This is a genomic window from Paenibacillus hexagrammi (assembly GCF_021513275.1).
Lineage (GTDB): Bacteria > Bacillota > Bacilli > Paenibacillales > NBRC-103111 > Paenibacillus_E > Paenibacillus_E hexagrammi.
Genome location: NZ_CP090978.1, coordinates 1,187,773 through 1,209,037 on the forward strand (window position 1 = coordinate 1,187,773; position 21,265 = coordinate 1,209,037).

Genomic DNA, 21,265 nt, shown 5'->3' on the forward strand with positions numbered 1-21,265 from the left:
AAAAACATAGCCCTCCTTTTCGGAATTTGCTGCAATTTATGTAAAGTAAACTAACACAATAAACGAAAAACTTCGGTTTCTTTTTGTATGCTAGGTAGCTCAGAGAATGTAACCAATGATACTTGCCTATTGAATGTTTGACAAATACGGTAACTTTTCAATAGAAAACAGCGAATTATCATGAAATCTCGGTAAATTCATCTTGCGAAAAGTCGGTTCCGGCATTAAAATGTCGAGATATAGAATGTTACATAATATAACATAAAATGTGTGATTTAAGGGAGGCTGGAGCTATGTTCGGTTGGCTTGGATTTAACAAGGGGATGCCATTGTGGTGGTCATACCGCTTAAATAAGCATCTAAAGGAGGATGTGGAACACATCTTCGAGGGGATAGCCCAAACCCGTATGGAAATTCTGCAAAGCTGGGTAGAGGAATATTGGTCCAATCTGGATCGATTGCGAAGCCAACTGCTGGAGTACCAGGCTCAGTCCGGTCAACTGAAGCCTAACGACAACGTAATCCGGCAGCTATTTGCGGCAGCACAGAAGCGGGGCGTCGATTTCTCTGAGATCTACCTATTAAATGATAAGGATACGGTCACTCATTCTACATATAGTCATCATATCGGACAAACATATACAGGTGTTAATGTGATTACAAGAGGTCTTCAAGAGGTGAAAAAAGGGCATAAGTGTCTATTCGGACCCTATTCTGACCCGATGACACTAAGGATTGGTCCCAGCACTTCTTCCTTCCATGATGCGATGACGCTTCTGTACATGGTGCCGCTGGAAGAAGGCGGAGTCTGGAAAGGAACGTTATGCGGCCGTGTGCCGAACGACGTCCTGGGAGATTTGATTCAGAGGGAGTCCGGGCATGTGTATCCGGATTCAGGTGATAACTATATTTTCATGGCTAAGCCGTGCCTCAATACGCATATTGCTCCGGGAACGGCATTATCCAGAAGCCGGTTTGAAGATTTAACCTTCACTCATGGAGATAACCTGAAGGATGGAGTGAAAACCGATTTTGGCGTTGTCAGTGTCAAAGAACATACGGAGCTGGAGCTTGTCTTCACGGACCCTGCAACTGGAGAGCTTCATCCAGGTGTAGCTGGAACCATTCAGAATGGGCATAACCTGTTCGTTGAATTCCCCGGATATTCCGATTATCGACATATACCGGTTATCGGTAAGGGTGTGACTTTTCAATTGCCGCATTGCCCGGATGTATGGGGCATGATGTGCGAGGGGGACCTGGAGGAGGTTTACCGGTTCCGGAGTATGAGTTGGAAGCTGCATCGCATGCAGATTGGGTTTATAGCTGGATTTGTCCTTCTCACCTCGGCTTCGTATTTGCTGCTTAACGGTCGGATTCCCGTATGGGGCGGCACGGCGCTGATCGCTGTACTCGGACTGATTTATGGACTGTTGGGAGCCTCATTCATTCAAAAGAAAGGGACTCAGCCGATCTCCAAGCAGCTCGAGGAGATTAATCGCTTTATTCGCATGAATGCGGAGGGCGGCGGAGATTTGACCCAGCGCCTGCAGTTGAACCGTTTTTCCAGCAGTGAGACCGGGGAACTTGCCAAATGGATTAATAACATGATCGATTCACTGGAAGGCATTATGCTTAAGGTTCAGAAAGCCGCAGGTGAAGTCCAAGAGAGTCAGGAGCGGCTCAGCGACTCAGCGGGATCAACGGAGGTCTCGACACAGCGAATGAGCGGTAAAATTCACGACATGATCCGTTCGCTGCTGGGGCAGCTGCAGGATATTGATGTCGCGAAGGACGTCTCGCATACTATGAGCGGAACGCTTCGCGAGCTGGAGCAGAAGGCATCGGATCAAATTGCCGTAGCTCAGGATGAAGTGCATCGCATCGGTGATAAGATGCAGCATATTACAAGCAAGGTTGCTGAGACGAATCGTACGATTCAGACATTCCTGCATACGACACAGGAAATACCGAAGCTGCTAAAGGTTATTGAAGAGATTTCCGCTCAGACGAATCTGCTTTCCTTGAATGCTTCTATTGAAGCGGCGCGGGTAGGGGAGCATGGCAAAGGTTTCTCCGTCGTAGCCGATGAAATCCGCAAGCTGTCCGATTTGACGAAGGAGTCGACCAAGGAGATTAATGAGACAATAGCACTGATCGAGCGGCATGCGAAAGAAGCGTTCGTCTCCATGGAGGAAGGTACGAAGGTTGTGGAGGAGGGCACACAAATTGTCGCCGCAGCGTCAGAAATTCTTAGCCGTGCTAACGCTCATGACACGATGAAGACGCAGGTCGTTGAGGAAGTGGTTGCCCTTATGGAGAAGATTGCCGCAGTCAGTATCGAAAACCGCCAAATTTCCGCGGAGGTCGAAGATACGGTACAGGCCCTACTGATGGATATGAACCGTGTCAAACACACGACGGGCACGGTTGGCTCGATCACGCAATCCCTGCTGATGCTGGTCAACCAGTTTCATCTTAAGACCGACCGAGTTCGTTAAAATCATCTGTGAATCCTTCGCATGTTAGCGAGCTCATGCTGCATACAATGGTAGCAGTAGGAAGTTAGCAGCGTAAGTGTGAAGGAGGGACGTATATTGGATATTCGGTTGGGTGCTCAGGCAAAGTCGGAGCTCGCGGCACACCCCGCCCATTTTCCGGCCATCGTTCAAAGATTAAAGGAAGAGCATGAACAAATGCGGGATCAGCTCGCGGAGATCCGTACGATGGCGGTTTCATTATATTCGCTCACCGATTGCTCGATCGGCATGTGCAAGCTTATTGAGCTTCAGGACCGCATCCTGTCACTCGTGGAAGAATTGGAGCAGCATTCCGAATGGGAGGAGAAGGAGCTGTTTCCGCTGCTGCAGTCTTATTTCAGCCGTGCGAAAGCCTTCTCGATAGCCCGCTCGATCATTGTCCTTGAACAGGACCACGACCTGGCGAAGCAGGTTGTCAAAGCCTACGTGGACGGTGTGAATGCCATGCGAGTCCCAATCGATATGGAATTTCTGCATTACATGACGGCTGAGCTGGTCCGAGCTTGCCTGCTTCTGCTAAAGCATTTTACCCTGGAGGAGGAGCTTGTGTACCCGCTGATCAATCAGATCCTGTCGGAGCTGGAATCTGCGTCGATTTAACAAGTAAAGGATATGAATAAGGAGCCTGTCGCACGGAATTCGTACGAAGGCTCCTTTATTTACGCTTTATATATGAAGTTATGCTATGCTTCTAAGCGGCTCATCGTCGCTTCCTCGCATTCCTTAGAGCAGAACCGGTTATGCTCTTCTTCGCACTCCTCGCAGACAACATGCTGCAAGTGGCAGTAGTCGTTAGCACAGTTCACGTAACGGTCTTCCGGTTTACCGCAGTGATAGCAGTGGCCTACGATAACATCCTCATCGGTCTGGTTGATCGGAACCGAAATCCGCTCGTCAAATACGTAGCATTTGCCGTCAAACAATCGTCCTTGCACCTCAGGATCTTTCCCGTAGGTCACGATTCCCCCGTCAAGCTGATACACTTCCTTAAAGCCTTCTTTGATTAAGAATCCGGAAAGCTTCTCGCATCTGATCCCGCCTGTGCAGTACGTTAGGATCGGCTTGTCCTTGTAATCCTGCAGGTTGCTGCGGATCCATTCCGGGAACTCCTTTGTAGTCTCCACTTCAGGGCGGATGGCGCCGCGGAAATGGCCGATATCAAATTCGTAATTGTTGCGGCCGTCGAGCACGATTACGTCTTCCTGTTGAAGCTTCTCATAAAATTCCTTCGGCTTCAGATGGGTCCCTGTCAAAGTGTTTGGATTTACATCTTCTTCCAGTCTGAAAGTAACCAGTTCTTTTTTGGACGGACAAAAATTTTCTGGAATGCATGCTTGTCGCTCTCGTCTATTTTGAACACCATATCCCGAAATTGAGGGAGCTGGCGCATGAGCTTCATGTAAGCCTCGGTTTGTTCCACAGTTCCGGAGAGCGTACCATTGATGCCCTCGGGGGCAATCAGAATACGGCCTTTCACGCCCAGTTTTTTGCAAAAAGCCAGATGCTCTTTGGCAAATGCTTCCGGATCCGTAATAGTTACAAATTTATAATATAACAATATTCGGTATGAAGCCTCTATGGAATTCATATTAAACCACCTATACATTTGGATTGCATGCTCAGCAAATAAGCATAAGCTAATAGTGACATAAATCTACACTTATTTCAATCGGACAAAGATTACCTGACCAGATATCCTTCGATTGCGTCAAATACCTGCGATAGCTCTTCAGTAACGCTGTTTAGCTCGCGTGCGGCGTCGAGTGTGCCCGATTCAATTTGATCACGGATAGACTGTTCCAACCAGCTTGCGGCTTGAAAGAGCCGATTGGCCGAGATATTGCCGGACGTTCCCCGAAGTGTATGGAGCTCTCTTAGCAGCCTGTCCCACTCTTGCTGTTGGTATAACGAGTGAAGCTGGAAGGCTGCATCCTGATACTGTTTTTGAAACTGCTGAAGCATATGTGTGTAGATGCTCATTTTCCCTCCTACTCGTTGCAGAGCCTGCTCCACGTTCAGAATATCTGCAACCTTATCCATTACAGAAGCCGGCACAGCAAGAGGGTAGCTAGCCTTAGCTGCTTGAGGAAGCTTCTCAGGTTGCAAACATTGTTCAATTACTTGAAACAACTGTTCAGGAAGAATGGGCTTGGTGACCATTTCATTCATGCCGGCTTGCAGACAAGCTTGCCTTTGTTGATGGGTTGAAGCCGCTGTAAGCGCAACAATGGGGGTTTGCGCGTATTCATGCAGAAGCCGGACTCTTCTTGTTGTTTCCAGACCGTCAAGCTCGGGCATGTGAATGTCCATGACAATAAGGGAATAGTTGTTTCGTTGAACGCATAGAAGCGCATCCGTACCATTGTTCGCTAAGTGAACCTGATAGCCTCTGCTTTCGAGTAATGTTTTGGCAACGGTTTGATTAATCTCGTTATCCTCGACAACAAGTATAAGAGGAGGCTGGCTTTGTTCTGTACTGTCACCGGCTGTCTGCTCTGCCGGACGAGAGACGTACTTGGAAGCGGCCACCTCCGTTAACGCTCGACGCAGCGCCCCTGGACTGACCGGCTTCACGATCACTGCATCAGGCCATACATGCTCTGGAAGTTGAGTAAGAGCGTCCCGTCCGGCTAGTGTCGTGTAAACAATCGTGCGGATATTGTTGTTACGGCACTGGTCATGCAGCTCGAGCCAGCTTTCCTCGCCGTACATATCGGGAGCCTCCATGTCCAGCAGCATGGCGTCAAGTGGAATGATGGAAGCGGCTTTTGCAGCTTCCTCCCATGAGGCGATGCCGGCTGCTTCGGAGACACAAGCTTCCAACATCCCCGTCAGGGATTCTCTCAGCTCAGCGTGATCCTCGACAATCAGGGCTTTTCCAAGAAACAGTCTGTTCTCGAAATGGTCATCTTGTTGTTCATGAAGCTCCAAGGGGAGAGAGACCCGGAATTCACTGCCAAGCCCTGGGCTGCTGGATACGTTGATCGTTCCGCCCATCCGTTCGATAAGGTTTTTGGTTATAACTAGACCAAGTCCGGTTCCTCCATACTTCCTGCTGGTGGATCCGTCGGCTTGCGTAAAGGGCTGAAACAAATGAGGGAGCTCAGCCTCAGATATGCCAATTCCAGTATCTCTCACAGAGATACCTACCTGTACGCATCCGTCACAGCTTAGCTGATTGGCATCAATTTGTAACGATATGGTTCCTTCATCTGTGAACTTGATGGCATTCCCGGTTAGATTCAACAGTACTTGGTAAAGCCGAAGCGGGTCCCCTACGACATGAAGCGGCAGATGTTTATCTATTTTGCAAATGAATTCGATCGGTTTATTACCCAGAAGCACACTAAGTGTATCGCAAACTCGATCCACCGCTTCATCCAAGCGGAAGGGAATATGCTCGATGACGAGCTTGTTTGCCTCGATTTTTGAGAAGTCCAAAATATCTCGGATGATTTCGGACAACGAACGGGATGAAGCTGCGATTTTGTTCACATAGTCCTTCTGAAGTCCGGATAACTCTGTGCGTTCGAGCAAGTAGGTAAGTCCCACGATTCCGTTAAGAGGTGTACGAATTTCATGGCTCATGCGGGCAAGAAACATACTTTTGGCCTGATTGGCTTCTTCAGCTTCCTGCTTAGCCCGAACTAACTCGACCTGCGCGCGTTTTTGGTCCGTGATATCTCTAGTAATGGCTGAATAATAATGTACGCTTCCATCTGAAGTGATATGGGGGACAATAATCAGAGAGATCACAAGGCGTACGTTGGTTTTGGTTAAAAATTCGGCCTCCGTCTCCCAGAAGCCCTGTTTGACGGAAATGAGCAAGCCTTCATAAAAATCAATTGGACTGAGCATTTCTACATAATCGCTGAAGTGTCTTTTGCTCTCTGCTGCATCCTGATGACCGTAGTAGCGTCGACCAACCTGATTCATGTACAAGATGTACCCATGCTGATCAAAGGTAAGGATGATGTCATGCGCGTTTTCAACAATTGCGAGCAGTCGGTCTTTAGTCGCTGTATTTTCCTTGATATCGCTAACATCCCTTGCGATGCACACAAAGCCCTTCATGCTCCCATCAGGATGTGTGATGATGCTCACATTAGACTCCACGTAAAAGCGGCTGCCGTCCTTGCGGCGCCAGATCCATTCCGTATCCTCGGGCATTTCGCGTAAGGATTTGATGACGAGGGCGGTGCAATCTTCCGGGATTTTCTCCTGAAGCTCTGCGGAATAACGGGTTGCCCGTTCCCGAAGCTGGTCGGGATCCAACCACAGCGCAGGAGTCTGACATTTTAACACCTCTGTAAGCTTGTAACCGAGCATGTCTTCTGCTCGAGCATTGAAGTGAAGAATAGAAAACTCCGGATCCATGACGATCATGGCGTATTGATTGTGGTGAATGAAAGCCTCGAAGGGCTCGAAGAGCTCCCTTAAGTTTTCAATCATGCCATTGACGGAATGGGCGAGGGCTCCAAGCTCATCCTTACTCGTAACTCGTAGCGGCTTCATATGCAAGTCTCCAGCCGCCACAGCCTCCGTGACCCTAAGGATTTGCATGATTGGCTTGATGACGATCGAATGCGCAGCCCAATCAATAAAGTAAGAAAGGACAAAGACGGTTATCAGAATGAGACCGATGGTAGTCCATAAGAGTGACTTGGCCGGTGCTTCAAATGACTTCATCGGGATTGTGTACGCAAGAAACCAATCAAGATTAGGCACGTAGGTGTAAAACACACGCTTTTCGCTGCCGCCAAAGGTGGCGTTAAAAAATCCCGAATCCTTCGTAACGATGCTTTTTAACCTCTCCTTCATGCCGGGATTGGAGGTGTAAATATTTTCAGACAAAATAAGCGACGGATCGGAATTGTACAGCATGAGTCCATCCCGATTGATGATGAGGCAATTCCCATGCTCGAATGGTGCGATTAAATGCTTGTCGAACGTATCCGTAGCATCCAGAGCGACATCAACAATGCGCACCACCTCATGGTGCTCATTGAAAACGGGCACGGTGATGCTGATGATGTATTGCTTCGTTCTTTTGCTGAAAAGCGGATCGGAAATGAAGGTTTTTCCGGTACGTGCAGCTTGAAAGTGTTTCTCACCGGCTATATGCAAGGTCTCACCCGTGGTGAACGTTAAATTGCCTTGCAGGTCAATAATCCCCATGGAATAAAAGCGATTGCCGCCGGTGCTAAGCTCTTGGCTTAGATACTCTAGCTGATCTTGCAAAGTGCCGCTTTTCATCACTTCTACACGGCTGATCAGTTCCACTTCGGCAAGCCGGATCGATAAGAAATCATACATATTTTGAGCGGACTGTCGGACTGAAGACACGGCATGTTCCTCGAGCTGGGAAATCAGTTTATCTTTTGACAGCTTGTAATTGGTAAAGCCGACGAAGCATAAGGAAATGGATGTAACGAGTACGACTGCTGCCAGCAGTTTAAATCGAAGCGATAATGACATTCAGCGATCCTCCGTAGGATGTAGGAAATTCTCACCTTTCTTATATCGGTTGAAGAGCTCCATTCAATTAAAATGTATTTTATAGTCATATATGAGTCACAAACATGTAAGCGCTTGCATATAATGGAGTAAAGCGAATATTTTGGAGGTGAGGTGTAGCATGATGATGAAAAACCTCGTTTCTGCACTCTTGGGACTTTGGTTTATCGCAACGCCTTGGGTATTCGGATTTACGGATTTGGAACAAGCCAAGCTGGTTTGCATCGTATTAGGGGGCATACAATTTGTTTTTTCGCTGCTTGCCATTGGAAAATCAGGTCCTAAAACATGGCAGAATTGGATTGCCTTTTTTGCGGGCATCTGGTTTATTATTTTTCCAAACATCTATCATATGGCGTTATTGGCATTTTTCCTCTTCGTGGTTACGGGCTTTGTGACAATGCTGATCAATTACTCGAATTTATACGACGATTATCAATGAAAGAGCACAAGGCTTCCGATGAATGTCGGGAGCCTTTTGTTTGTATATTTGCGGATTTTGGTGCATCATGAGCTGAGGAGGGGAGCACAATGAAGCTAAGTGTATTAGACCTTGTTCCAGTCTTAGAGCCGTACGATCCGGTTTATGCGCTGAAGCAGTCACTTCATCTCGCCCAAACTGCGGAACAACTCGGCTATGAGCGGTACTGGGTAGCTGAGCATCATGATTTAAAAGGCCTTGCGTGCACGGCGCCCGAGGTCCTGCTTGCCCATATCGGTGCGCATACAAGCTCGATCCGGCTTGGCTCGGGGGCACTTCTGCTGCCCCACTATTCCCCGCTAAAGGTGGCGGAGACGTTTCATATGCTGGCTTCGCTGTATCCGGGGAGGGTCGATCTCGGACTCGGACGAGCACCAGGAGGATCGGCACATACCACGATCGCATTAAGCGGGAATTTTTGGAAAATGTCCGCCGCCTTCCGGAAACGCTGCGAGATTTGATGCAGCTGCTGTCCAGTGAATTCCTGCTGGATGGACAACCTGTCATAGCGAGACCTGTGCCTGCTCTTCCGCCTGAGGTGTGGATGCTGGGCACGAATCAGAAAAGTGCCGCTTACGCAGCTCAGCATGGTACCGGATATGTGTTCGGCCAATTCATGAGTGACCGTGAACCGGGCGAGGTCATCGAGGCTTATCGTTCAACCTTTCAAGGCAGTGCTTGCTTCAGTGCGCCGCGAGTTATCATGGCGGTCCATGTACTGTGCGCAGACACCGAGGAGGAAGCTCGGAGTCTCGCGGCCAAAGGCAATGGAGCCTTTGATCGGCAAGCCGATGAGGATGCCAAGAATTCTTTGGCACGTCCGATAATCAAGGGTACTGTGGACACGGTGACAGATCAATTAAGGCAGCTTGAAGCGGCGTACCAAGTGGATGAATTTCTTGTTGTTACTTCCATTCATGACTACAACAAGAGACTTCGTTCGTATGAGCTTCTAGCTTCACTCTTACAAGGGCCTAAGCAGTCCTGAATGTATATTTAAATTTGGAGAGATCAACATGTCCAACGAAGTGGCGCAAGTGTGTCTATTAGCAGGGAAGATTATGCTTGAAAGCGGGGGCGAGACGTACCGGGTCGAAGATACGATGACACGCGTAGCGGAAGCTCTGGGAGCATGGAATTCCCATAGCTTTGTTACACCGACAGGGATTATCTTTTCTATCGACGGCCCCGAGCAGGTGACCCGATTGGTAAGGATTTCGGAGCGCTCTACTGACCTGCGAAAGGTGACCGAGGTGAATGCTGTCTCGAGGAGCATCAGCAGAGGTGAGCTGACTGCGTCGGAGGCTTATGAACGGCTTTGCAGCATCGACAAAGCGAAGCCGAGATATCCCGTATGGGTGTCTATTGCCGCCGCAGCGATTGCCAGCGGCTGCTTCCTCATTATGTTTGACGGCGCTTGGGGGGATTTCATACCTGCATTCTTGACCGGAGGGGCGGGATTAGCGTTCTTGGTCTATGTGCACCGAATGGTCTCGATCAAGTTTGTCGCCGAATTCTTGGCTTCACTATGTATTGGAGCATTAGCAGTTTTATTTGTGCAAACAGGCATCGGTCATGATTTGGACACCATCATTATCGGCTCTGTGATGCCGCTGGTGCCCGGATTATTGATTACCAATGCGGTTCGCGATCTGATGGCCGGGCACTTCGTTTCAGGATTGTCAAGGGTGCGGAGGCTTTGTTGACTGCATTTGCAATTGGAGCGGGCATTGCATTCATTCTCTCCTTTTATCGCGGGGAGGGAGTTGCATGATGATGGTGGAACAGCTCATCGTTAGCTTTATCGCTTCGGCAGCTTTTGCCGTCTTGTTTCATGTGCCGCGAGCCACGCTGCTGCAGTGCGGGTTCGTGGGCATGCTGGGCTGGCTTGTGTATTTGCTTGCTGTGAGAATACCAATGGACCCTATCGCAGCTACGCTGATCGCTTCTTTCTTGGTAACCGTGACCAGCCAATTGCTTGCTAAATGGTACAAGACACCGATTATCGTGTTCAGCGTTTCCGGTATTATTCCGTTAGTCCCTGGGGGACTAGCCTATGATGCAATGCGAAATGTTGTCGAAAACCAGTATGATGCCGCTGTTCAGCTCTCAGCCAAGGCTTTTCTGCTTTCCGGAGCGATTGCGATGGGACTCGTGTTCTCCGAAGTCATTAACCATGTGATCCGGAAATCCCGTATATAACCGCATAGCGACAAAAAAAGAAGTCTATGCCCGTAGTAGTGCGGGAATAGACTTCTTTGTATAGGGTTAGTTCACTTACATTTTTTTTCTTTTGCGCAAGTACCACACCAGCATTTGAATGGAGTCCCGGATAGAAATGGTTGGTTGAAATCGAAGTGCTATTGTCATAGTAAAAAACCTCCTGACCCTAAAATGTGAATGCTACAAGGAGTACTACGTAAAGACGTTCATGTTGGTTTTATTTATTTTTTAATCGACGCTTATCGACAAATCTTAAAAAAGCAAACATCTTTTCTTAAGTTCGCACATTGTAAGCACTGCCACTCCCAAGGCATAATAAGGCTATAAAACAACTAAGGGGGCTAACAAAAATGGCTACTATGAAGAATGTTTTCAAACTTGCAATGGCAGGTACTCTTGCAGTCAGCTTGTCCGCATGCGGATCAGGCGCTAGCAACAACAACAGCAATGCAGGTTCTTCCACAGCGAAACCTGACGCGTCCGCTGCAGCAACTCCAGCTGCACAAGAGAAAAAAGAAAATGTAACGATCACTTTCCAAAACATCTACGTGGATCCTACAGATCCTAAAACAGGCGTTCTGAAAAAAATCGTTGCTGATTACGAAGCAAAAAATCCTAACATCAAGATCGAATTGGATTCCTTGAACACAGATCAGCAAAAGCTGAAATTGAAAACACAAGCGGCTTCTAAAGAAGTTCCTGATATCACAATCGTGAACCCTGCCGCTCAAATGAAGCCTTTCGTAGACGCTGGCCTGCTGGCTCCGCTGAACGACATGGTTGAGCAAAACGGTCTGAAAGGTACATTCCAAGACGGATTGCTTGATTTCTACACATTCGACAAAAACCTTTACGCTCTTCCTGACGGTAACAACATCGGCGTTGTGTACTACAACAAAGAATTGTTCGAAAAAGGCGGCGTACAAGTTCCAAAAACGTTCGAAGAAATGGTTGATGTTGTAAAAACATTGAAATCCAAAGGCATTCAGCCAATGGCAATCGGTGAAAAAGATACTTGGACAGGTTCCTTCTTGTTCATGAACATCCTTCTTCGCACAAACGGTCCTGGCTTCCTGCAGCAAGTTGTTGATGGTAAGAAAACATTCAACGATCCTGCTTTCGTTGATGCAGTAAGCAGCTTCGAAGACCTGGTTCAAGCCGGTGCATTCCAAGAGGGCGCAACTTCCTTCGACTACAACGCTGGTGAAAACTTGTTCAAAACTGGTAAAGCAGCTATGTACTACATGGGAAGCTGGGCAACTGGCGGTATCGAAACTTCTTCTGTAAGCAGCAAAGTTGGCGTATTCAAATTCCCAACTGTTAAAGGCAAAGGTAACCCAGACGAGTTCATGCTTGCTCCTGGTAGCGGCTTCGCAGTATCTGCTAACAGCAAACACTTGAAAGAAACAAAAGATTTCTTGAACTACTTCATGTTGAACTACCCTAAAGAAGCATTTGCAGTTAAAGCAGCAGTTGGCGTTGGTCAAAAAGTTGACGGAGACTACAAAGCAGCTGGCTATTCCGACACAGCAATCGAAATCTCCAACCTCTTTAAAGAAGTAAAAGGCGGAGACCTGTCCTTCGATAACACAATGAACCCTGGTACTTCCCAAGGTCACTTGACTAGCATCCAAAACCTGTTCGTACAGAAGAAAGATCCGGCAGAAGTTGCTAAAGAGCATCAAACTGCTTACGACACTAACAAGAAATAATATTGCATGACCGATGTGAAGGGGTCTAATGGACTCCTTCACATCACAATTTTTCCACAGGGGAGGCGGACTAGAGATGAATGTGTTGAGAGTCTCCAAATTGACGATAGCCGCGTTTGTGCTGCCGTGTTTGCTGCTCTATGTTTGTCTTGTTTTCGTGCCCATCCTCGTCTCCTTTTACAGTGGATTGCTGGATTGGAACGGGATTGGTGAATCGAAATTCATTGGATTAGACAATTTTAAAAACTTGCTGTTTAACGATCCGGTCTTTTGGCCATCCGTCAAGCGGACATTGATGTTTGCCTTGTTCTCCATGGCAGAGATTCCAGTAGCGCTTTTTGTAGCTATGATGTTAAACCGATATGTAAAAAAACCAAACTTTTTGGTATCCAGTTACTTTTTACCGGTTATTCTTTCGGTCGTTATCGTAGGTCAATTATGGAAAACCATTTATAACCCGGCCTCCATGGGCGGTATGCTTAATCAAGTGCTTGAGACGCTTGGACTGCAGAGTTGGACGCATTCCTGGCTCACGGAACCAAAGGTAGCGATGATTGCTCTGTACTTTGTGGCATTATGGCAATATCTTGGTTATCACACCCTGATTCAGTTTACGGGTATCCAGAACATTCCAGCCGATGTATACGAAGCGGCGAAAATCGATGGAGCCGAAGGCTTCAAAGCTGACTGGCACATCACATTTCCTTTGAATATTCCGATATTTAAAATATCGATCGTTCTAGCTTTTATCGGGTCGCTGCAAGCATTTGACATGATCATGGTTATGACAGGCGGGGGTCCTGCGCATGCGACAGACGTTATCTCCACTCACATGTACAACATGTCCTTCTTATCCATGAAATATGGATACGGAAGTGCGATAGCTGCCTTCCTGGTCATCTTGTGTCTGGTTGCAACGGTTCTGATCAACTTTGTCTTTACCCGATTGGAAAGAAAATTCACGTAGAAGGAGGAGGGTCGTGCAATGAGTCAAACCGTACGTGTGACAGCATCTAAGCCGATTGCCCGGACTGGACGCAAACCTTTTTCGTTTGTCAAAGGCATCGTCTGGGTCTTCCTGGGTATCCTCGTAGTCACGCAATTGTATCCGCTCCTCTGGTTGCTTTTATATTCATTGAAAACAAATGAGGAAATTTTGTCCGGCAAATTTTTTGCACTCCCTGCCTCACCGCAGTGGAAAAACTTTACGGATGCAATTGGTTCAGGGCATTACTTTAAGTATTTAGGTAATAGCTTGCTGGTAACGACATTAACGATGGTGGGTGTTCTGCTACTAGCCTCGCTAACATCTTTTGCTATTAGCCGGTTTCAATGGAAATATGCGCCTCTCGTCATGCTGATTTTCTTGCTCGGTATGATGATTCCGCTTCAAGCGACTTTGCTGCCGCTCATGATCATTTTCAAAAACATCGGCATCCTGAATACACACTTGTCGCTGATATTACCTTACATTGCCTTCCAGACGCCGATTGCCGTCTTCATTCTCAGTAACTTCATGAAAGCAATCCCCAACGAAATCGAAGAGTCGGCGATTATTGACGGAGCGAGCATTACCCGAATTTTCCGCAGCATCATCATCCCTGTCTCCATACCGCCGATGATGACCGTATGTATTCTGACCTTCATCAGTATCTGGAACGAATACATCCTCGCAGCTACGTTTATCTCCTCAGAAAAGCTAAAGACGCTGCCATTCGGGGTGAACAGCTTCGTCAGCCAATACTCTGTCAACTATGGAGCTATTGGAGCATTTCTCGTACTAGGCGCATTACCTGTAATACTTATTTACTTCTTCTTGTCTGACAAGATTACAAAAGGCATGATGGCGGGTGCGGTGAAGGGTTAACCTTCACCCCTCGCTTTTTTCGTTTTCATACGATCTTCTTTCACGTGCGCAGTTCTCGTGCTACTATGATAAAGTGCTGAACAGAGAAAAGGAGATGGCTAACGTGGGACGCAGATTTAACTCTTTGCACAACCGGTTATTTCTGCTGTTTCTCTCATGTATGATGGCGCTGCTGCTTATTGTCAGTGTGCTGTACTACCAGAGAACGACAGATATTATACACACGAAAATCAGTGACATGGCGGAGAAAAATATTTCACAAACCGTCGGACTTTTTGACCTGCTTTTGGAGGGCTATGACAGTATTACTAAAGCGCTTAACGGAAATTATGAGCTGCTTAGACTGCTTGAGGATCATCAAAGCGATACGAACCCCGCGCTAAGGGTTGTTAATGACCGAACAATCACGAATATTCTGGGGGCCATTTATTATTCCAGAGATGATATTGTGGGTATTCATGTCATTACGAATGAAGGTAGAACTTTTAATTATGAACGAAGATTTGCCGGCGTGCTGGATGCCAACTATTCGAGTTCGGAATGGTTTGAGAAGCTGAAAAATTCAACCGGAGAAATGGTATGGCTTGGTATTTATCCGCAATCCGTTATCAACGCGCTGCAGGCGGATCCTGTGTTTGTATTCGGACGCCAGCTGTATGATTTGACGGACCATCGGTCTGTAGGAATTGTGCTTATTGAGGCTTCTACGAAAGCAATTAACTCGGCTGTATCCAACGTGACCATTAGTCCGAACAGCCAAGTATATATCGTTGACAAGTCGAATCGTATTGTAACAGCCACCACAAACAAAAAGCTGCAAAGTATTTCATTCGCAGACCTTCCAAGACCAACGACGAATTCGATCGTGGTCGATAACATGTCTGATCAATTGATTGTAGCGGCTAATGCGACCAAAGCGGACTGGACGGTATATGGACTTACGCCTAAAATAGACATTAATGCCGAGGTCGTGAAGACGAGGGATTACTTGCTTTATGTGATTCTTGTATTCGTTATGCTCTCGACGATTTTGGCCACGATCGTGTCCCGCAACATTGCTTCTCCAGTTAAGCTATTGATTAGAGAAATGAAGCAGGTGGAGATGGGGAACTTCCGCGGAGCCGTGAATGTTCGTTCCTTTGAAGAAATTAATAGTCTGGTCTCCTCGTTCAACCGCATGGTGAACCGGATGGATGAGCTGATCGAGAGGATTACACTCGCTTCAATTAGTGAGAAGAACGCTGAGCTGCAGGCGCTTCAGTCGCAGGTGAATCCGCACTTTTTATATAACACGTTGGATATGATTTATTGGATGCTGGATGAACGGGAGAATGATAAGCTGGGGCGTGTCATACTCGCTTTATCACATATGTTCCGATACAGCAGTGATTGGCAGAAAGCATCCAGAACGACGCTCAAGCAAGAACTGGATCAGATGAGGCATTACATGACGATTATCGAAAACCGTCTGGAAGGACGGGTGAGCACGGAGATTCACGTAGAAAACCGTTTTCTCAGCATTCCACTTCCTAAGATGACGATTCAGCCCATTATTGAAAATGCAGTGAAAAGCGGGCTCGAACCACTTGATCGCCCCGGTGTTCTGCGACTCTATACGGAAGAGAAGGAAAACGAACTGCTGATCATCATTGAAGATAACGGTGTAGGAATTGAGCAAGAGAATCTTACCATGTTGTGCAAAGCCTTAGAAAACAGTGGGCTAAAGAGTGAAGGAAGTCTTGATAGTAAAACGGATTCAAGCGGTATGAAAAGACGGGGCATCGGCCTCCCTAACGTACATCGAAGGATAGTGCTTATGTTTGGTGATTTGTATGGACTTCGTGTTGAAAGCAAATTAGGAACGGGCACCACTGTGACCATCTCAGTACCGCTTCCTCCGAAAGGTGAGTAATGATGGAATGAATATTCTGATTGTAGACGACGAAACAGTCATTCGAGAAGGCATTCAGAGGACGCTCAGACAACGCTTTCCGGATTTTCGCATGCATCTGGCAGCTAACGCGGAAGAGGCACTTATCATTTTGCATAATCATCCAATCCAGCTCGTGCTAACGGATATTTTGATGCCTAGTATGACAGGGTTGGAACTCATGAATATCGCGAGAAAAAAGCATCCTCATGTAAAATGGGTGGTTGTATCCGCTTATTCGGAATTCTCTTACGCTCAGGAAGCGGTGAGGCTGGGAGCCAAGGATTATTTACTGAAGCCGATCGGGAAAGAAATGCTCATAGATATGATTCAGCAATTGAGTGAGGAAATCGCCAGAGAAGAAGAATTGACCCAAGAAGCCGAAAAGCTCAAGAACAGCCAGAAATCTTTGCGGGAAGCGGTTTTTGGCCGCTGGGCAGCAGGACTGGATATCGGACGCATTGATTTGACACCTCTAATTGAAAGCTTTCCGACCTTCTATTTGATTATGGTCAAGATGGATAGCGACCGCGCGGTTCAATTGGAGCATTTTATTATCGAGAACATACTCGGCGAACTGATTGAACGTTTCGGCAAAGGCTTTGTTACCATTCATGATACCAATAGCTTATTAGGCATTTATTCCATTCATCAGGCAGACAAGCTTCCTACACTGCTTGATGAGCTTCGCGTCAATCTGGTTCGCTGTCTGCGGGTTCCTTTTCAAATCATGCATTCCGAGCTGATCAAAAACTTCAATGACGTTCCTGTTGCTGTACAGCACATGAGGCAAGCCTCCGCAACGCAAGTATATGAGCATTATGGAGCTGGCGGCGGGGATAAGGCGATTGATGTCGCGCTTCAGTATATCCGTGCGCATTATCAGGTCGATCTGTCGCTTGAGAAGGTAGCTTCCATCGTCTTTTTGAATCCGGTTTATTTCAGTCAGCTGTTTAAACAAAAGACAGGGCACGGTTTTAAGGAGTATGTCATCCAATTACGTTTGGAGCAGGCCAAGCAGCTATTGCAAAATCCTGCCCTTAAATTGGCCGAAATCGCTGAGAGAATTGGCTATCAGGATATGCGCCACTTCTCCCAGCTGTTTCGCAAGAAATTCGGCGTTACACCTTCGGAGTACAGGCAGACGATTTCCGGAGGTCAAGAAGAATAGAAGGTATAAGAACCACGCTATGGTCAGAAATGACTTGGCGTGTTTTTTTGTTTACGAACCCTCCGTTTATATCCGTTTATCCTGAAATCCATCCAACAGGCATCATGACGATCAGACTCCTACAGCATGCTTGTATCTGAGGCTGGGTCCGACTCGTACATAAATAGATAATTTTGTTAAATAATAAATAGATCGAAATGCGCTTTGGGGGGGACTACAGGTGGCTAAAGTTATCATTTGGGGAATGTTTATCATTCCATGGTTGTCATTACTGCTAATGAACAAATCACTACTAAAGAATTATATACCAGTCGCATTATTAGCAACTGTACTTAACACAATTGTGTATCAACTAGCATGGACGTATGGATGGTGGCACTATAAAGTGACCTTATTTTCTTGGGATCAAGTAGCGCAAATTCATACGGTCTACGGCATTTTCCTAGTTGGAACCATATGGATTTTCAGATTTACTTTTAATAAATTTTGGGTTTACCTATTAGTAAATGTAGGAGTTGACAGTGTGTATGCATTTGGATTCAGACTTTTGTGGAAAAAACTAGGTATCACAAGCGGCGGGAACTTACCTCCAATGGGGAGTTTATCCATTATGACGGTAATGGCCCTTTTTTTATATGTGTATCAAATCTGGCAGCAAACTGCTTTCCGTCAGGAACCGGAAAACATACCTTCCAAACAAAGTGGAAAATTACTCTGGGTTAGCAGCTCATTTATAAATCGTGTGCGGAGAGAAAAAGCGAAATAAATAGATAGGCGGTATTCAATATGCAGCGATTCTGTCCAAGAACAGGGAGCTGCTTTTTTTCGGAGCTTGCCGGTACAGACGCCCAATGGCGGTCAACCTTATTACAAAAATGTAGGATTGGAAACAGTCCTAAGGAGAAAAAAATGTTTGACATTCGATTTTAATTGTGTCATATTGATAATATCAAATTGAAAATATGAATAATGCAGGTGAAGTACAGTGAATCAGCCTACGAATCAAACCAACTACGATTCCCGTAGCTATCGAACTCCAGATGGGGCCCCTGCGGATATCGTTATTTTTACCATCACGACATCAGATAAGAACACAGTCAAGAAGTCGCTTCCCCATCGAGAATTGCAAGTTCTGCTAATTGAGCGAAAGCAGTGGCCGTTTCAAGGGCAGTGGGCGCTGCCGGGGGGATTTTCCAAGGAAACGGAGACAATTCATGAAAGCGCCAGGCGTGAGCTTGAAGAAGAAACCGGCGTTGCCGATGTGCATATTGAGTATTTTAATGTGTACAGCACACCAGGTCGGGACCCAAGAGGCTGGATTATCTCCCATGCCTACCTAGCGCTTGTGAACGAAAAGCTGCTTGATAAGCGCAAGGCGGCAGATGATGCAGCGGATGTTCGTTTGTTTCCGGTCAAGACAGCTCTTTCTATGGATTTGGCTTTTGATCATCGAATGATCTTGCAGGATGCTCTGTATCGAATCCAGCAGAAGATGCTTACCACAACCATTGCTAGGGAATTTTTGCCCGAGGAGTTTACGATCAGTGAGCTGTATCAGGTTCTTCAAACGGTCGTGCCGGAATTCGAAGAGAAGAATTTCATTCGCAAGATTACTTCAACCCAGAGCAGAGAAGGGCTTATCGAAGAAGTGCGCGGCAGCAGCGGCGAGCTGCTAGCCTCGAACCGCTACTCACAGCGTGCTGCACAGTTGTATCGTTTTACCGGTTATGAGCCCCGGCTATCCATATATAGCTAGGGACAAATTTCAGAGGAGCTGATGATGGATGAAAGCACTTGTTGTCATTGACTATACGGTGGATTTTGTTACAGGTAAACTTCCTTGTGGAGATCCTGCCATTGCAATTGAACAGCGAATCGTCGAGTTAACCGAGCAGTTTATCAGACAAGGCGATTTTGTCGTCATGGCTGTTGATTTACATGATGATATGGATTCGTATCACCCGGAACACAAGCTCTTTCCACCGCACAATATTAGAGGGACGGAAGGACGTCATCTATATGGAGAGCTACAATACGCCTATCAAGAGAATGCAGAGCACATATATTGGATGGATAAAACAAGATACAGCGCATTTTGCGGAACGGATATGGAGCTGCAGTTCAGGGCTCGAGGTATAACAGAGGTTCATCTTATTGGTGTGTGCACAGATATATGCGTGCTGCATACAGCTGTGGATGCGTATAACAAGGGATTCAGTATTGTCATTCACGAAGATGCGGTGGCCTCCTTTAACGGGCAGGGGCATGACTGGGCATTGGGACATTTTCAACATGTGCTGGGAGCTCGTGTTATTACTAAAGATGGAGCGGAGGGAACGGAATGAGCTATGACAATCTAACGCTTCATACGGATAAATATCAGATCAATATGATGTATGCCCATTGGATTCAGGGCTCGCTGAATGAGAAGGCAGTGTTTGAGGTGTACTTCCGCAAGCTGCCCTTCGGCAACGGATATGCGGTTTTCGCAGGCTTGGAACGAATCGTACAATACATCCAAAGCTTATCGTTCGGTGAAGAAGAAATTGCTTACTTGCAATCTCAGGAGGAAAATTATAAAGAAGAGTTTCTCGAAGAGCTTAGAAAATTCCAGTTCACAGGAAATTTGAACGCGGTACAGGAAGGTACACTTGTATTTCCTAACGAGCCATTGATTCGTGTAGAAGCGAGAATATTCGAAGCGCAGCTGATTGAAACGGCCGTACTGAATTTTATGAACTATCAGACTCTCATAGCGACGAAAGCTTCCCGTATCAAGCAAGTGGCGCCTCATGATATTTTGCTGGAGTTCGGTACTAGACGTGCGCAAGAAGCGGATGCCGCAATCTGGGGAGCAAGGGCTGCATATTTAGCAGGGTTCCATGCTACCTCCAATATGAGGGCCGGCATGCTGTTCGGCATACCTGCCAAAGGTACGCACGCGCATGCTTGGGTTCAGGCTCATGACTCGGAAGAAGAGGCTTTCCGTAAATATGCGGAGTCGCTGCCGGATCAAGTTACGCTGCTCGTGGATACGTACGATACGCTAAAAAGCGGAGTTCCTAATGCGATCCGAATTGCTCGACATTTGGAGAGTATGGGAAAACGTATGAACGGGATTCGCCTTGACAGCGGCGACTTGGCCTATTTGTCGCAGCAAGCCCGAAAGATGCTGGATGAAGCGGGATTTCCGTATGTGCAGATCGTGGCATCGAATGACTTGGATGAGAACATTATTTTCAACCTGAAAGGTCAAGAAGCGCGCATCGATGTGTGGGGGGTGGGGACGCAGTTGATTACCGCGGCGGACCAACCCGCGCTCGGCGGAGTATACAAGCTCGTAGCCCGGGAAAAAGACGGAGAGTATGCGCCGGTCATTAAAATATCAGGCAATCCCGAGAAAGTATCAAATCCCGGCTTCAAGCATGTGTACCGGATCATTAACCGCCAAACGGGTAAAGCGGAAGCGGACTATCTGGCTCTGCAGCATGAGCAGGACATTATCAATGGTACGAAGATCAAGCTGTTTGATCCGATTCATCCTTATATTCATAAATTTATTGATAATTATGATGCGGTGCCGCTGCTGCAGCCGATTTTCGAAGACGGAAGGCTCGTATATGAGCTCCCGGCGCTAAAGCAAATCCGCGAATATCACGAGAACCAGAAGAAGCTGTTCTGGCCGCAATATTTGCGCAAATTAAATCCGGAAATGTATCGGGTCAATCTCAGCTCGGCAGCATGGCAGCTGAAGATGGATTTGATTCACGAACATCAAATGTGAGGGGAAAGAGGCCGATTGAATGATCAGTCGGCCTCTTTTA

Annotated in this window: 14 protein-coding genes and 3 pseudogenes; 15 read left to right on the forward strand and 2 right to left on the reverse strand. The window is 46.9% G+C overall.

Features of this window, described 5'->3' with window-relative positions; all coding sequences use genetic code 11:
* The first annotated feature begins 293 nt into the window (after nucleotides 1–293).
* Nucleotides 294–2,501: a methyl-accepting chemotaxis protein gene (locus L0M14_RS05340; protein WP_235121177.1), complete on the forward strand. Its 2,208-nt coding sequence runs from the start codon at nucleotides 294–296 to the stop codon at nucleotides 2,499–2,501.
* A 96-nt stretch (nucleotides 2,502–2,597) separates the two neighbouring features.
* Nucleotides 2,598–3,140, forward strand: coding sequence for a hemerythrin domain-containing protein (locus L0M14_RS05345; protein ID WP_235121178.1), 543 nt, complete (start codon nucleotides 2,598–2,600; stop codon nucleotides 3,138–3,140).
* Between the two features lie 83 nt (nucleotides 3,141–3,223).
* On the opposite strand, the pseudogene trhO reads toward L0M14_RS05345, so the two are convergent.
* Together trhO and L0M14_RS05355 are read right to left on the reverse strand one after the other, a co-directional pair.
* Nucleotides 3,224–4,119, reverse strand: a pseudogene (trhO, locus tag L0M14_RS05350) (oxygen-dependent tRNA uridine(34) hydroxylase TrhO).
* A 101-nt stretch (nucleotides 4,120–4,220) separates the two neighbouring features.
* The gene (locus tag L0M14_RS05355; RefSeq protein ID WP_235121179.1) at nucleotides 4,221–8,018 is read right to left on the reverse strand and encodes a response regulator; all 3,798 of its coding nucleotides are present in this window, start codon (nucleotides 8,016–8,018) and stop codon (nucleotides 4,221–4,223) included.
* Nucleotides 8,019–8,178: 160 nt separating this feature from the next.
* Here L0M14_RS05355 and L0M14_RS05360 point away from each other — a divergent pair, with 160 nt between their 5' ends.
* The 13 genes and pseudogenes from L0M14_RS05360 to L0M14_RS05420 all read left to right on the forward strand — a co-directional run bounded on the left by L0M14_RS05360 (nucleotide 8,179) and on the right by L0M14_RS05420 (nucleotide 21,225).
* Nucleotides 8,179–8,499, forward strand: coding sequence for an SPW repeat domain-containing protein (locus L0M14_RS05360; protein WP_235121180.1), 321 nt, complete (start codon nucleotides 8,179–8,181; stop codon nucleotides 8,497–8,499).
* An 89-nt stretch (nucleotides 8,500–8,588) separates the two neighbouring features.
* Nucleotides 8,589–9,526, forward strand: a pseudogene (locus tag L0M14_RS05365) (LLM class flavin-dependent oxidoreductase).
* A gap of 28 nt (nucleotides 9,527–9,554) precedes the next feature.
* Nucleotides 9,555–10,312: pseudogene (locus L0M14_RS05370) on the forward strand (threonine/serine exporter family protein).
* Entirely contained in the window at nucleotides 10,309–10,740 is a 432-nt protein-coding gene (locus L0M14_RS05375; RefSeq protein ID WP_235121181.1) for a threonine/serine exporter family protein, read from the forward strand. Before L0M14_RS05370 ends, L0M14_RS05375 begins: the two are co-directional and overlap by 4 nt.
* Before the next feature lie 371 nt (nucleotides 10,741–11,111).
* Entirely contained in the window at nucleotides 11,112–12,473 is a 1,362-nt protein-coding gene (locus tag L0M14_RS05380; protein WP_235121182.1) for an extracellular solute-binding protein, read from the forward strand.
* A gap of 76 nt (nucleotides 12,474–12,549) precedes the next feature.
* On the forward strand, nucleotides 12,550–13,440 hold the full coding sequence (locus L0M14_RS05385; protein WP_235121183.1) for a carbohydrate ABC transporter permease: 891 nt from the start codon (nucleotides 12,550–12,552) through the stop codon (nucleotides 13,438–13,440).
* Between the two features lie 18 nt (nucleotides 13,441–13,458).
* Nucleotides 13,459–14,340, forward strand: coding sequence for a carbohydrate ABC transporter permease (locus tag L0M14_RS05390; RefSeq protein ID WP_235121184.1), 882 nt, complete (start codon nucleotides 13,459–13,461; stop codon nucleotides 14,338–14,340).
* Nucleotides 14,341–14,443: 103 nt separating this feature from the next.
* Entirely contained in the window at nucleotides 14,444–16,252 is a 1,809-nt protein-coding gene (locus tag L0M14_RS05395) for a sensor histidine kinase (RefSeq protein WP_235121185.1), read from the forward strand.
* A gap of 7 nt (nucleotides 16,253–16,259) precedes the next feature.
* Nucleotides 16,260–17,441 (forward strand): response regulator, encoded by a 1,182-nt coding sequence (locus L0M14_RS05400; protein ID WP_235121186.1) that lies wholly within the window; start codon nucleotides 16,260–16,262, stop codon nucleotides 17,439–17,441.
* 220 nt (nucleotides 17,442–17,661) lie between these two features.
* Nucleotides 17,662–18,207: a hypothetical protein gene (locus tag L0M14_RS05405; RefSeq protein WP_235121187.1), complete on the forward strand. Its 546-nt coding sequence runs from the start codon at nucleotides 17,662–17,664 to the stop codon at nucleotides 18,205–18,207.
* A 219-nt stretch (nucleotides 18,208–18,426) separates the two neighbouring features.
* The gene (locus tag L0M14_RS05410) at nucleotides 18,427–19,197 is read left to right on the forward strand and encodes an NUDIX domain-containing protein (protein ID WP_235121188.1); all 771 of its coding nucleotides are present in this window, start codon (nucleotides 18,427–18,429) and stop codon (nucleotides 19,195–19,197) included.
* Between the two features lie 28 nt (nucleotides 19,198–19,225).
* On the forward strand, nucleotides 19,226–19,786 hold the full coding sequence (locus L0M14_RS05415) for a cysteine hydrolase family protein (protein ID WP_235121189.1): 561 nt from the start codon (nucleotides 19,226–19,228) through the stop codon (nucleotides 19,784–19,786).
* Complete coding sequence (locus tag L0M14_RS05420; RefSeq protein ID WP_235121190.1) at nucleotides 19,783–21,225, forward strand: nicotinate phosphoribosyltransferase; 1,443 nt, start codon at nucleotides 19,783–19,785, stop codon at nucleotides 21,223–21,225. The genes L0M14_RS05415 and L0M14_RS05420 overlap by 4 nt, the downstream gene beginning before the upstream one ends.
* Nucleotides 21,226–21,265: the final 40 nt, after the last annotated feature.

Coding starts and splice junctions, on each gene's coding strand:
- L0M14_RS05340 (WP_235121177.1), top strand. CDS start 294: ATGTTCGGTTGGCTTGGATTTAACAAGGGGATGCCATTGTGGTGGTCA.
- L0M14_RS05355 (WP_235121179.1), bottom strand. CDS start 8,018: ATGTCATTATCGCTTCGATTTAAACTGCTGGCAGCAGTCGTACTCGTT.
- L0M14_RS05360 (WP_235121180.1), top strand. CDS start 8,179: ATGATGATGAAAAACCTCGTTTCTGCACTCTTGGGACTTTGGTTTATC.
- L0M14_RS05375 (WP_235121181.1), top strand. CDS start 10,309: ATGATGATGGTGGAACAGCTCATCGTTAGCTTTATCGCTTCGGCAGCT.
- L0M14_RS05380 (WP_235121182.1), top strand. CDS start 11,112: ATGGCTACTATGAAGAATGTTTTCAAACTTGCAATGGCAGGTACTCTT.
- L0M14_RS05385 (WP_235121183.1), top strand. CDS start 12,550: ATGAATGTGTTGAGAGTCTCCAAATTGACGATAGCCGCGTTTGTGCTG.
- L0M14_RS05390 (WP_235121184.1), top strand. CDS start 13,459: ATGAGTCAAACCGTACGTGTGACAGCATCTAAGCCGATTGCCCGGACT.
- L0M14_RS05400 (WP_235121186.1), top strand. CDS start 16,260: ATGAATATTCTGATTGTAGACGACGAAACAGTCATTCGAGAAGGCATT.
- L0M14_RS05415 (WP_235121189.1), top strand. CDS start 19,226: ATGAAAGCACTTGTTGTCATTGACTATACGGTGGATTTTGTTACAGGT.
- L0M14_RS05420 (WP_235121190.1), top strand. CDS start 19,783: ATGAGCTATGACAATCTAACGCTTCATACGGATAAATATCAGATCAAT.